This window comes from Haloechinothrix sp. LS1_15, from assembly GCF_033042135.1.
Taxonomy (GTDB): Bacteria; Actinomycetota; Actinomycetes; order Mycobacteriales; family Pseudonocardiaceae; genus Haloechinothrix.
Map to the genome: position 1 here is coordinate 98,399 of NZ_WBXM01000001.1, position 12,902 is coordinate 111,300.

The window sequence follows — 12,902 nt, forward strand, 5'->3', positions numbered from 1 at the left end:
GCGGGCGCCACAATCCCGCCGGATCCGGCGTCTAACCGGGAAGTCGGACCGGCATCAGCAGATAGATGTATCCGGGAATCGCCGCGCCCTCGGCGTCGGCCGGTTTGATCAACGCGGGACGGTTCGGCGTCGTGAACGTCAGCTCGACACGGTCGGAGTTCAGCGCCGCCAGACCGTCGGTGAGGTAACCGGGATTGAACGCGATCGTCACCGGCTCGCCCTCGTAGGCGACCGGTAGCTCCTCCTCGGCGCTGCCCTCGTCGTCCCCGCCCGCGGACAGCCGCAGCGACTCGTCGGCGAACTCCATCCGGACCTGCGCGCCACGCTCGGCTACCAGCGAAACGCGCTTGATCGCCTCGGCGAGCATGGCCACATCCAGCACCGCCCGCGAGGTGTGTTGATCGGGAAGCAGTTGCCGGTACGGCGGGAACTCGGCGTCCAGCAGTCGAGTGGTGGTGTATCGACCGGAGCCTGCCAACCCGAGCATCCCGTCGCCGCTGGCGAGCGCGAGCTGGAGCGTAGCGCCGCTGGAACCGAGCGACTTGGCGGCCTCGGCGAGCGTACGGGCGGGCACTAGCACGGCAGTGTCCTCGACGCCTTCGGCGGTCGGTCGCCAGGTGAATTCGCGCATCGCCAACCGGAACCGGTCGGTGGCGACCATCGTCAAGGTCTCACCGGAGATCTCGATCCGAAGCCCGGTGAGCATGGGGAGCGTGTCGTCTTTACCGGCGGCGACCGCGACCTGCGCGACCGCGCTGCTGAACGCGTCGCCTTCCAGCTCACCGACCACCGTCGGCTGGTTCGGCAGCTGCGGGTAGTCCTCGACGGGCATCGTCGGGAGGCTGAACTTCGCCGATCCGCAGGTGATCGTGACGCGTGACCCCTCAACAGACAAGTCGACGGGCTGGGCCGGAAGCGCCTTAGTGATGTCGGCGAGCAGCCTGCCGGACACCAGCGTCCGGCCGCCGTCGGCGATGGTGGCGGCGATGCCGGCGGTGGCCGAAACCTCGTAATCGAATCCGGAGATGGTCAGCGCGTCCGAGTCGCCTCCCGCTTCGGACCCGGCGTCGAGCAGCACCCCGCCGAGTACCGGAACCGGCGGGCGGGACGGCAGGCTACGCGCCACCCAGGCAACAGCATCGGCGAGACCGTCACGCTCGACCCGGATCTTCATGCCCCAAATCCTTTCAACAGCGCCCGACCACTCGGTGAAGCGGAAGCCAGCCAGTGCCCGCGAGCGCGTCCTGCTGGAACGGCGTGCCCGCGGCCGGATGGATCTACGGCCGCCCGGAGCCCGTGCAGGCAAGCTCGACGCGACCCATGTGTGTGCGCACCCACGTTAGAACGTCGCGCGGCGCGCCGTCATCCGGGGCAGCTCGAACCGTCGGGGTTTCGCGGAGCGGTTGTCCCCAACATCCACCGGGTTGTTGTTCAAGGGACTTCTTGAGAACAGAGAAAACCGTAACAGCAGTAAGCGTTGTGGGTTGTGTGGACAACAGCCCGTTATCGCTGCTCGTAACGGGCTTCTCCGTGTGGACTCCCTGGGGGTGGATATGGTGACAACCAACGGCCTCCGGTGGAGAACTCAGCGACCCCCACGGTGATCCACCGGTCATCCACAGTTATCCACAGAGTTCTCCCCAGATGTGCGCCGATTCGTACCCAAGATGGTCGCGAGCTAAACGGGTAACAGGGATCACTCGTATAGGCGAGTGGCGTGACGGTACGCGTCGGCGTGTCGAGGTATATGTCGACGCGTGCGACCGCGGCCCGGCGTAGTCGGCGCTGCTGGGCGCAGTAACGCTCAGCATGCGCGGTGTGGAGCGGGGTGATTGCCACAGCGTGAGCGGGCTCCGCGGGCGGGACGGGCGGGCGTCGCCGCGCCCAGCCCGCCCGGTTACTGCTTGGCGCGCTGCTTGATGCGGGAGGTGAGCTCTTGGACCTGGTCGTAGATGCGCCTGCGTTCGGCCATCTCCTTGCGGATCTTTTTGTCTGCGTGCATCACCGTCGTGTGGTCGCGTCCGCCGAACGTCTGCCCGATGCGCGGGAGGGACATGTCGGTCAGCTCGCGGCACAGGTACATCGAGATCTGCCGCGCGGTGGCCAGCGCCTTGGTCTTGCCCGGCCCGCAGATGTCCTCGATGCTGACGCCGAAGAACTCCGCGGTGACGCCCATGATCGTAGCCGCGTCGATCTCCGGTGGTTGCGAGTCAGGGATCAGATCGCGCAGTACGATCTCGGCCAGTCCTAGATCCACCGCCTGCTGGTTGAGCGAGGCGAACGCGGTGACCCGGATCAGCGCCCCCTCGAGCTCACGGATGTTGGCCTCGATGCGGGTGGCGATGAACTCCAGCACGTCTCCGGGAACCGCCAGCCGGTCCTGGGCCGCCTTCTTGCGCAGGATGGCGATGCGGGTCTCCAGCTCGGGGGGCTGGATGTCGGTGATCAACCCCCACTCGAAGCGGGTGCGCAGCCGGTCCTCCAGCGTCTCCAGGTGCTTGGGCGGCCGGTCGGACGAGACCACGATCTGCTTGTTCGCGTTGTGGAGCGTGTTGAAGGTGTGGAAGAACTCTTCCTGAGTCCCTTCCTTACCTTCCAGGAACTGGATGTCGTCGACGAGCAGGATGTCGATGTCCCGGTACCGCCGCTGGAACGCCACCTTGCGGTCGTCTCGCAGCGAGTTGATGAAGTCGTTGGTGAACTCCTCCGTTGAGACGTATCGCACCCGCATGCCGGGGAAGAGCCGCTGGGCGTAGTGGCCGACAGCGTGCAGCAGGTGGGTCTTGCCCAGCCCGGACTCTCCCCAGATGAACAGCGGGTTGTACGCGCGCGACGGTGCCTCGGCCACGGCCACAGCTGCGGCGTGCGCGAAGCGGTTCGAGGCACCGATGACGAAGGTGTCGAAGGTGTACTTCTCGTTGAGCCGCGTCTTGGAGGTCTGCGGTTGGGCGGGGGCAGTGTAGGGCTGCCCGGCAACCGGCCTGCCGGAAAAGGTCGGCCAGATGTCGTTGACCGCGGCCAGCGCTTCGCCCTCCTCGTCCACTTCCTCGTCCGGATTCTCGTCGTCCTGCTCGGCGGGGTCGGCGTGGTTGCTTGCCGAGCTCAGCTGCGCGGCAGGGTGCACCGTCGATTGCGTGGGCGACTGTGTGGCGGTCGAGGTCGTCGCAGAGGTAGTCGACGTGGTGGTCGATGCTCCGGCCGAGGTCGCGGTGGACGGCGCGGCCGCACCGCTGGCGGCCACCGCATCTGCGTGGTGGGAGGGCGGGAAGGTGGCTTCGAAGTTTCCCGAACCCACCGAGCTCACCGCCGTCCGTGGTGCGGGAGCCGGGGGTGCCTGCGCTGATGCGGCACCTATGCTGTCGCTCTCCTCCAGGTTGTCGACCTTCACCGCCAGCGAGACGGGCTGGCCGACGTGCCGGGACAGCGCCTCGGTGATGGGATCGCGGAGCGCTCGCTCGATGGCGTCCTTGGCGAAGTCGCTGGGCGCGGCCAGCAGCGCGGTGCCATCGAGCAGACCGATGGGTCGGGTGACACGCATCCAGGCACGTTGTTGCGGGGACAGCGTTCCGGTGGACAGCTCCCGAACGACCTGTTCCCATACCTCAGCGAGGTTGATCTGATTATCGGACACGTGTACCGCTTCCCTCCCCTCGAGAGACCTTTGAGTAGTCGTGGCTGACGCGCTGTCAGCTCCCCCGGTCACAGCGGTATGTGGTCACTCACACGGGAGGTGTCCACATAGTTATCCACAACTGTGTACTAATGTACGGTCACGCGCAGTTCGTGGCGCCACCGGTTCCAGGATGCGCCGGAAAGCTTCGCATACGTGCGGTGATGCCGCCGCAGGGCGCTTACTGTGGCGCAGCTCGATTGGTCCACCCGAGAAGAAGCACGCTAACAAGGCCTGAGCAGTGCCACAAGACTCGCATGCGGGCAAGGATTTCACGGCCTACGGCGTGTCGCCACTCGGTTATGGCAGGTGCTCACCCGGTCAGGTGGCCTGGACCTGGATGATTACCGGTGGGCCTAGTGGGGGCCGGTGCACACGATCGAGGGCGGGACGCGTACTCTCGTAAGGTCTCCCCTCGGTTTTGCCGCCGATGCGGGGCCATCAGCGTGCCCACGTCCGCCCGCCTCTGCGTGGTGGCGGTCGGAGACGAGAGCTTGTGACACAGCGTGAGCCAGCGTAGTTGAGTTCACCAACTGGGAGTTGAGGAGCGGGCAGCCGTGAGTAAGGGTAAGCACACATTCCAGCCGAACAACCGTCGACGCGCGCGCAAGCACGGATTCCGTCAGCGGATGCACACGCGCGCCGGCCGTGCCGTGATCACCGCGCGGCGTCGTAAGGGCCGCGTCAGGCTGTCCGCCTGAGTTGCCGTACCGGCGGTGAGTATCTCGGGCACCCAGCCGGGAGGTCCGCCTGTCCGGCAGGCCGCGACATCACCGAACGGCTGGCGTGTCGGTCTCCCGAGCCGCTTTCGGGAGGACACCTCGGGAGGGCACCGTGTTACCGAAGTGGGCGCGTCTGCGGCGAAGCGACGAGTACCGGTTCGTCATGCGCAACGGCAGCAAGGCAGGCAGGCGCCGACTCGTGGTACACGCCTTCCGCGACGGCAGCGGCGGTCACCCGCCGAAGGTCGGCTTCGTCGTGAGCAAGGCTGTGGGCAACTCGGTGGTGCGGCATCGCGTGACCCGCAGGTTGCGTCATGTCATGGCGGAGAGGCTTGGAACGCTGCCGGAAGGCAGTTCGTTGGTGATAAGAGCTCTACCGGCGGCGGCTTCGGCCTCCAGCCGTGAGCTCGCCAAGGATACCGACAGTGCGTTGCGCCGCTTGGGGTTGATTCCGAGCCGGCAAGCAGGTAACGACGATAGATGACCCGTGTGAATGACAGCCAGACGCCGCGATGCGCGGCGAATCCGCAGCCGGGCAGTGACCCCGCCGTCGACGGCGGGCGACGTGCCGACGGCGCGAATCGGCGTCCGAGTCCCGTGGCCTGGCTGTTGTTGCTCCCAGTACGGCTGTACCGGTGGGTGCTGGCACCGCTGCTGCCGCCGAGCTGCCGCTTCTACCCCAGCTGTAGCGCGTACGCGGTGGAAGCGTTGACTCGACACGGTGCGGCGAAGGGTGTGTTGCTGACCCTGTGGCGTCTCGGAAAGTGCGCACCCTGGCACCCTGGTGGTCTGGACCCTGTCCCGGATCGCTTCTCGATGCGTGCGCAGCGACCTGATAGAGCAAACGAGGAGTAAGCCCAGTGCTCGACTTCATCTACTATCCCGTTTCGTTCATCTTGTGGTTCTGGCACAAGGTATTCGGGTTCGTACTAGGTGAGACGCAGGCCATTTCGTGGGTGCTGGGCATCGTCTTCCTGACGTTCACCGTGCGCGCGATCCTGTTCAAGCCTTTCGTGAGCCAGGTGCGCTCGATGCGCAAGATGCAGGACTTCGCGCCGGAGATCAAGAAGATCCAGAAGCGCTACAGCAACGACCGGCAGCGCCAGGCGATGGAGATGCAGAAGCTGCAGCGGGAGCACGGCGTCAACCCGCTGGGCGGCTGCCTGCCGATCCTGCTGCAGATCCCGGTGTTCATCGGTCTGGTGCACGTGCTGCGGATGTTCGCGAGCAGTGACCACGAGGGGACCGGGAACTACTTCTTCAGCGCTGACGGTGTGAGCCAGTACATCGCGGCCGACATCTTCGGGTCCAACCTCGGTGAGGCCATCTACAACACCGAGATGGCCACCATCGGCACCGGAGCCGAGGCGGTCAATACCGGCTTCCACGCTGCGGCGCTCCCGGTGGCGATACCGATGATGGTGCTGGCGGCGTTCCTGACGCACTTGACGGCGCGGCACTCGGTGCAGCGGCAGAACCCCGCTGCTGCGACGCAGCAGACCGCGATCATGAACAAGCTGACGATGTACATCTTCCCCATCGGCTTACTCGTGTTCGGCGCCTTCCTGCCGCTCGGCTTACTCGTCTACTTCCTGGCGAACAACACCTGGACGCTGATGCAGCAGCGCCTGGTGTACCGGTGGATCGACCGCGAGGAGGAGGAGAAGAAGCAGGCGGCAACCCAGAAGCGCAGCGACCTGGCGCCGAAGCCGGGCCAGCGTCCGGCGAAGAAGAAGACCGGGACGGCGTCGAGTGGCGCGGCAGGCGGCCAGGCCGACAGCGGCTCCGAGGGTGAGAAGGAGACTGCTTCCGAAGAGAAGGCCGCGGGCAGCGAGACGGGCGAAGGAAGCGACGAGCGATCGCAGCCGAAGAAGCAGGCTGCGGGCAAGCAGGGGGGCGCCGCCGCCAAGGGGTCGAAGGGATCCAAGGGCGGTGCCGCCGGAAAGAGTGGTGCCGCCAAGGGGTCGGGCGGCTCGGCGAAGCAGGCTGGGAAACAAGGCGCCAAAGCGAACACCGACTCGAGCGGTAGCAAGCAAGCCAACAAAGGCTCCAGCGGGAAGGCGAACTCGACGGGCAAGGGCGCGAGCGCGGCAGGTAACGGCAAGGCCGGATCCACCGGTTCTCAGGGCAAGGCTTCCGGCCCCAACCCGAGCAAGAACGGGACGGGTGGCACGGGCTCGTCAGGCCAGGGGGCTAAGAAGAAGTCGGGGCGCAAGCGCGGCTGAACGTCAAGCTAGGCGCGTAGGTCACAGGCCTGGGAAGGAGCACAGCGATGTCGGATACGGTCCAGGCGGTTGATGCCGAGGCTGAGGAGCCGAGTGCGGCCACGGATGAGAGCGAGGTGGCTCCCCCGACGACGAACGAGGAGGCCCTCGTGCAGGAGGGTGATATCGCCGGGGACTATCTGGAGCGGCTGCTCGACCTCCTCGACTTCGACGGCGATATCGATCTTGATGTGGAGCGCGGTCGCGCGATCGTCAGCATCGACGGCGGGGACGACCTCGAGAAGCTGGTCGGCACGCACGGTTCGGTGTTGGAGGCGTTGCAGGAGTTGACCCGGCTGGCGGTGCAGCAGGAAACCGGCACCCGGAGCCGGTTGATGTTAGACATCGCCGGTTGGCGAGCGAACCGGCGTGCCGAGCTGAGTGAGCTCGGCGAGTCCGCGGCGCGGCGTGCGCTGGAGAAGGGTGAGCGTCAGCGGCTACAGCCGATGAGTCCGTTCGAACGGAAGGTCGTGCACGACGCGGTCGCCGCAGTGGATGGCGTGTCGAGTGAGAGCGAAGGCGATGAGCCGAAGCGCCGGGTTGTGGTGATCCCGCTGGACGCCGAGAGCGACTAGCCGGAGCACTCCGGCAGGGGCGACGCACCTTCGGGTGGGTCGCCCCTTTTTCGTGCATGAGTTCGCCGTGGTCGACGCCGCCGACGGCGTCACCCGGTTTCACGTGAAACGGGAGGCGCGAAGGTGAGCGACGTGTGGCCCGGTTTCACGTGAAACCGGGTGGGTGTGGGATCGATGTCGGACAGCCGGGATACTGGACCCGCAGCCGAGAGCCGAGGGGAAGTAGGGATCGTGCACGCTGACGCTCCAGAAGTGGCCGGGCGCATCTTCGAGGGCCGGATGGATGAAGCCGAACGCTTCGTGGCGCTGCTGCATGAGCACGGTGTCACCCGGGGTGTGATCGGTCCGCGTGAACTGGATCGGCTCTGGGATCGGCACATCATCAACAGTGCGCTCATCGCTGAGCTCGTTCCTAAAGACGCGCTCGTAGTCGATGCGGGTTCCGGGGCAGGGCTGCCTGGGATCCCCCTGGCGTTGGCGCGGCCGGACTTGAGGATCACTCTGCTCGACTCGATGGCCCGGCGCGTGCAGTGGCTCCAGGAGATGGTTACCGAGCTCGGATTGGGCCGCGTCGAGGTCGTACGCGCTCGCGTGGAGAGTTCGGGGATCGTTGGCGCGGACGTGGTGACCGCGCGTGCAGTGGCCCCTCTCGGTAAGCTCGCACGGTGGTGCCTCCCCCTGCTTCGGGAGGGCGGCTCGCTGCTGGCGCTCAAGGGAGCGAGTGCGGCCGAGGAGCTGGAACGCGATCGCAACGAGATGGCCGCCGCAGGAGGGGTGGACCCGCGCATCGTGCAGTGCGGTAGCGATAGAGTCGACGAGACCGCGACGGTGGTTGTGGTTACCAGGCGCGGTGGTGGCAATCGGGGGCGCGCCAGCAGGAGCGGTCGGCGTGGCCGCTCGACACGGAACGCGTGACACGCCGTGCGAGGAAGGGCACAAGTGCCAACCACCGACTTCGTGACATGGAAAGATGAACCATGTGCTCGTTCACGTCCTGCGCACTCTTGACCGGCGCGACGCTCAGCAGCGCGCCGGGATGTTCCACGTGAAACAGCACGCAATCGTGAGAGCGACGTCTGAGTACGTCGGGGAGGTGCAATACACAAGTGAACCCGTCAATGCTTTCGGACGAGTCCGACAACAGGCCGGGTTGGACCCCGATTGGCGAGGAAGCCGTACGTGCGGCGCGTCTGCTGCACCCGGAGGAGCACACCCTTCCCCGACCACGGCATCGCCGGGTTTTCACCGTGGCGAACCAGAAGGGTGGGGTTGGCAAGACCACCAGCGCGGTGAACCTGGCGGCCGCGCTCGCGCTGCACGGCATCAAGGTGCTCGTCATCGATCTGGACCCGCAAGGCAACGCCAGTACAGCGCTCACCGTTGATCATCGCTCCGGAACGCCGTCGGTCTACGACCTGTTGATCGGCGAGGTTCCCCTTGCCGAAACCGTGGTCGAGAGCCACCAGTCCCCCAATCTCAGCTGCGTCCCCGCCACGATCGACCTTGCCGGCTCCGAGATCGAGCTGGTGTCGATGGCGTCCCGGGAGTCGCGTCTGAAGGAAGCGCTGACGACCCAGGCGTTGGACCAGCTGGATGTCGACTACGTCTTCATCGACTGCCCGCCCTCGCTCGGATTGCTGACCGTCAACGCGTTGGTCGCGGCTCACGAGGTCCTCATCCCCATCCAGTGTGAGTACTACGCACTCGAGGGTCTGGGCCAGCTGCTGAGCAACATCGAGCTCGTGCAGTCGCACCTCAACCCGCAGCTGGTGGTTTCCACCATCGTGCTGACTATGTATGACGGCAGGACCAAGCTCGCCGACCAGGTCGCCGAGGAGGTTCGCAGGCACTTCGGCGAGGTCGTGCTCCGCACCGTCATCCCGCGCAGCGTGAAGGTGTCGGAGGCCCCTGGCTACGGTCAGACCGTCCTGGCGTACGACCCCGGTTCACGGGGATCGATGAGTTACGTCGACGCCGCGCGTGAGCTCGCCGAGCGCGGCGCCGGAGTGGCAGCCTCATGAGCGGGCAGCGAGCCGAAGGGGGCCTTCGGTACCTATCCGGTACCCGAGGAGTCCTTCGGCTTGCACACCAGGCGTGAACGCCATCGTAGGTGACCTGAAGGAGACAGGATGACTGAACGGAAGGGTGGTCTCGGGAGAGGACTTGCCGCGTTGATCCCGACCGGTCCCGTGGAGGACGGCGAGACCAACGGGCAGCAGCGGACCACGCATCACGGTGGCCAGGGCGGCGACTGGTTCGCGGCGAACGGTGCCGTCCGGCCGCACAGCGGTGAGGTCGCGGGCGCGGTGTACCGCGAGATTCCCGTCGCGGCGATCACGTCCAACCCACGGCAGCCACGGCAGGTCTTCGATGAGGAGGCGCTCGCCGAGCTGGAGCACTCCATCCGCGAGTTCGGGTTGATGCAGCCGATCGTGGTGCGGCAGCTGCAACCCGAAGCGGACGAGCCCACCTACGAGATCGTCATGGGTGAGCGCCGGGTGCGTGCCGCACAGCGGGCCGGGCTGGAGAAGCTGCCCGCGATCGTCCGGCAGACGGCCGACGACGCGATGCTGCGGGATGCCCTGCTCGAGAATATCCACCGGGTGCAGCTCAACCCTCTCGAGGAAGCTGCCGCCTACGAGCAGCTGCTCGACGAATTCGAGGTCACCCACGAGGAGCTGGCGAGCCGTATCGGTCGCAGCAGGCCGGTGATCACCAATACGATCCGGTTGCTCCGGCTCCCCCTCCCCGTCCAGCGGCGTGTCGCAGCCGGGGTGCTCTCATCCGGTCACGCCCGCGCGCTGTTGGGTATCGAGGACCCCGAGCGGCAGGAGGAACTGGCAGGCAGGATCGTGGCCGAGGGCCTGTCGGTGCGCGCCACCGAGGAAGCGGTGACGCTCAGCAAGTCGGAGCCGGAGTCGAAGGAGGAGAAGGCTCCCTCGCGCAAGCCGATGCAGGCACCGGGCTTGCAGGAGCTGGCGGACCGGCTCTCGGACAACTTCGACACGAAGGTGAAGGTGGATCTCGGTAGGCGCAAGGGACGGATCGTCATCGAGTTCGGTTCGGTCGATGATCTGGAGCGCATCGTCGGGATTATGGACCCGGAAAGTGCCAGCCAGGCTCGCCGTGTGCAGAGCCCACCGGTCGAGGACGATTCGTCACGGTGATGATTGATCGGCGAGGCTGGCTTCGGTCAGCCTCGCTTGGTCACGTGCTCCACGAGGTCGGAGTAGATGGAGCCGAGGGTGCGTCCGGAAGCCTCGATGGCCATCGGCACGGTGGAGGTCTCGGTCAGTCCCGGGGAGATGTTGACTTCGAGGAAGTGAACGGTGCCCTCGGAATCGATCATCGCATCGGTACGGGAGATGTCGCGCAAGCCCAGTAGCTTGTGTGCCGAGATACCCAGCTCGGCCACCCCGGCCGCAGTCTCGTCAGACAGCCTGGCTGGGGCGAAGAAGTCGGTCAGGCCCGCGGTGTAGCGGCTGGTGTAGTCGTAGACCCCGTTCTCCGGCACGATCTCGACCGGGGGCAGGGCCTCCAGCTCGCCGTCGCGCTCCACCACGGTTACGGCGACCTCGACGCCTTCGATGAACCGCTCGGCCAGCACAGCATCGGCGTAAGCGAAGCACCCCACCATCGCGGTGGACAGCTCGGCCGCGTCGCGGACCACCTGGGTGCCCAGCGCGGAGCCGCCCTGATCCGGTTTGAGGATCAGCGGCAGGCCGAGGCACTCGACGATGGCATCCAGCATGGCCTGCGCACCGAGCTCGCGGAAGGTGCTGTGCGGCAGCACGACCCAGTCCGGGGTGGCGTAGCCTGCCTCGGCGATCTCGGCTTTCGCGGTCGGCTTGTCCCACGCTCGCCGGCACGCGTGCGCACCAGTCCCAACGAACGGCACCCCCAGCATCTCCAGCACGGCCTGGATCGACCCGTTCTCCCCCTCGCCCCCGTGCAGTGCGACGATCGCGGCGTCGGGACGCTGGCCGCGCAGGCGCGGCAGCAGCGACGCATCGGTGTCCCACTCCTCGACGTGCAGGCCTTCGGAGCGCAGCGCAGCGGACAGCCGTCGCCCGGAGCGCAGCGATACATCGCGTTCATGCGAGAGGCCGCCTGCGAGCACGGCTACCGTACGTTCGGCCATAGTGCTGTCTCCCGGTGGATGCGCTATCTGAGTTGGACAGTGTTGTGACGTGCCGCCGCGCCCGCTGTCCGGGCCGCCGCCCACGCTACGCGGTGTCGGGCGACGGGGTTTCAGGGCCGGAGCTCGTTCTGGCATGCACGGTACCGAACGTGTTGACGAGCTCCATTTCAGACTCGAGCACGCCTGCCAGTCTCCGGATACCCTCCTTCAAGCGTTCCGGAGTCGGGTAGCAGTAAGACAGTCGCATCTGGCTGCTGCCCTGCCCGTTGGCATAGAAGCCCGTTCCCGAAGCGTACGCGACCCGTGCCGTGACCGCCCGGGGCAGCATCGCCTTGGCGTCGACGCCTTCAGGGACGGTCAGCCAGACGTAGAACCCACCTGACGGGTGGGTCCACGAGCAGCCGGGCGGCATGTACTGTTCCAGCGCGCCGATGATGGCGTCTCGGCGCTCGCGGTAGTTCTCCCGGAAGGTCTTGATCTGCCCCATCCAGTCGTGGCTGGTGAGGTAGCGGGAGACCACGAGCTGGTTCAGCGTCGGGGGGCACAGCGTCGCCGACTCGGCGGCCAGCACGAGTTTCTCCCGCACCGCGTGAGGTGCCAGCACCCATCCGACACGCAACCCGGAGGCGAAGGTCTTGGAGAACGAGCCCAGGTAGACCACATTGTCGGGATCGCTGGCACGCAGCGCAGGGTAGATCTGGCCGCCGAAGTCGAGCAGGCCGTAGGGGTTGTCCTCGATCACGAGCACGCCGTGCCTGCGGCAGATCTCCAGGATCTCCGCCCGGCGGTTCACCGCCAGGGTGACCCCGGCAGGGTTGTGGAAGTTCGGGATCGTGTATAGGAACTTCACGCGCCTGCCTTCGCGCTCGACGCGTTCCAACGCCTCGGCCACACCTTCGGGCACCAGGCCGTCGTCGTCCATCTCCACGTGCACGACCTCGGCCTGGTAGGCGGTGAACGAGCCGAGGGCTCCCACGTACGAGGGCCCTTCTGCGATGACCACGTCGCCCGGGTCACAGAACAGGCGGGTCACCATGTCCAGCCCCATCTGCGAGCCGACCGTCACCACCACGTCGTCCGGATGGGCGGAGATGCCCTCCAGCGCCATGATCTCGCAGATCTGTTCACGGAGCGTGGGTACGCCTTGCGCCGAGCCGTACTGCAACCCGACGAGCCCTTCCTCGCGCACGAGGTCGGACATCTGGGCGGCGAGCGATTCCAAGGGAAGCGCCGTCAGGTTGGGCATCCCTCCCGCGAGCGATACCACCTCCGGCCTGCTGGCCACGGCGAACAGCGCGCGGATCTCCGAGGCCGTCATTCCCTCCGTGCGCGCCGCGTAACGGTCGAGGTGGGGGTCGAGGTTGTGATGGCTCGGATCGTTGCCCTCGGTGGGCTGGATGTGTCCGGACGCGTTCATGTGGCACTCTTCACACGATCTGGGGTCTGGGGGACGCCAGCCGGTGCAACCGGCGCGGCGCATCATTCGAGTGTAACCAGTGCCTACCAGGCCAGCCGCAGGCTTGTACTGTC

At 66.5% G+C, this 12,902-nt stretch carries 11 protein-coding genes and 1 pseudogene; 8 read left to right on the forward strand and 4 right to left on the reverse strand.

All coding sequences use genetic code 11. The features are described 5' to 3' along the window. Positions 1-31: 31 nt before the first annotated feature. Together dnaN and dnaA are read right to left on the reverse strand one after the other, a co-directional pair. Positions 32-1,174 (reverse strand): DNA polymerase III subunit beta, encoded by a 1,143-nt coding sequence (gene dnaN / locus F8178_RS00500; protein WP_317492570.1) that lies wholly within the window; start codon positions 1,172-1,174, stop codon positions 32-34. A 723-nt stretch (positions 1,175-1,897) separates the two neighbouring features. After that, a complete protein-coding gene (gene dnaA / locus F8178_RS00505) occupies positions 1,898-3,631 on the reverse strand; it encodes a chromosomal replication initiator protein DnaA (protein WP_317492571.1) in 1,734 nt (577 codons plus the stop codon). 596 nt (positions 3,632-4,227) lie between these two features. Here dnaA and rpmH point away from each other — a divergent pair. From rpmH to F8178_RS00545, 8 genes and pseudogenes are all read left to right on the forward strand, one after another. After that, positions 4,228-4,371 carry a 50S ribosomal protein L34 gene (rpmH, locus tag F8178_RS00510; RefSeq protein ID WP_317492572.1) on the forward strand — a complete coding sequence of 48 codons (144 nt, stop codon included), beginning with the start codon at positions 4,228-4,230 and terminating at the stop codon, positions 4,369-4,371. Positions 4,372-4,504: 133 nt separating this feature from the next. Continuing rightward, positions 4,505-4,876, forward strand: coding sequence for a ribonuclease P protein component (rnpA, locus tag F8178_RS00515; RefSeq protein ID WP_317492573.1), 372 nt, complete (start codon positions 4,505-4,507; stop codon positions 4,874-4,876). Then, positions 4,873-5,247, forward strand: a complete 375-nt coding sequence (gene yidD / locus F8178_RS00520; RefSeq protein WP_396344945.1) for a membrane protein insertion efficiency factor YidD — start codon at positions 4,873-4,875, stop codon at positions 5,245-5,247. Before rnpA ends, yidD begins: the two co-directional genes overlap by 4 nt. Positions 5,248-5,252: 5 nt before the next feature. Continuing rightward, positions 5,253-6,389, forward strand: a pseudogene (yidC, locus tag F8178_RS00525) (membrane protein insertase YidC); the annotation flags it as partial. 275 nt (positions 6,390-6,664) lie between these two features. Continuing rightward, the gene (locus tag F8178_RS00530; protein WP_317492574.1) at positions 6,665-7,231 is read left to right on the forward strand and encodes a R3H domain-containing nucleic acid-binding protein; all 567 of its coding nucleotides are present in this window, start codon (positions 6,665-6,667) and stop codon (positions 7,229-7,231) included. A gap of 231 nt (positions 7,232-7,462) precedes the next feature. After that, on the forward strand, positions 7,463-8,146 hold the full coding sequence (gene rsmG / locus F8178_RS00535; protein ID WP_396344946.1) for a 16S rRNA (guanine(527)-N(7))-methyltransferase RsmG: 684 nt from the start codon (positions 7,463-7,465) through the stop codon (positions 8,144-8,146). A 203-nt stretch (positions 8,147-8,349) separates the two neighbouring features. Further along, entirely contained in the window at positions 8,350-9,252 is a 903-nt protein-coding gene (locus tag F8178_RS00540; protein ID WP_317492575.1) for a ParA family protein, read from the forward strand. A gap of 108 nt (positions 9,253-9,360) precedes the next feature. Further along, complete coding sequence (locus F8178_RS00545) at positions 9,361-10,398, forward strand: ParB/RepB/Spo0J family partition protein (RefSeq protein ID WP_317492576.1); 1,038 nt, start codon at positions 9,361-9,363, stop codon at positions 10,396-10,398. A 26-nt stretch (positions 10,399-10,424) separates the two neighbouring features. Here the strand turns inward: F8178_RS00545 and F8178_RS00550 are convergent, their stop codons facing one another. After that, a complete protein-coding gene (locus F8178_RS00550) occupies positions 10,425-11,372 on the reverse strand; it encodes a D-alanine--D-alanine ligase (RefSeq protein WP_317492577.1) in 948 nt (315 codons plus the stop codon). Between the two features lie 85 nt (positions 11,373-11,457). After that, entirely contained in the window at positions 11,458-12,789 is a 1,332-nt protein-coding gene (locus tag F8178_RS00555; protein ID WP_317492578.1) for a PLP-dependent aminotransferase family protein, read from the reverse strand. Between the last annotated feature and the right edge of the window lie 113 nt (positions 12,790-12,902).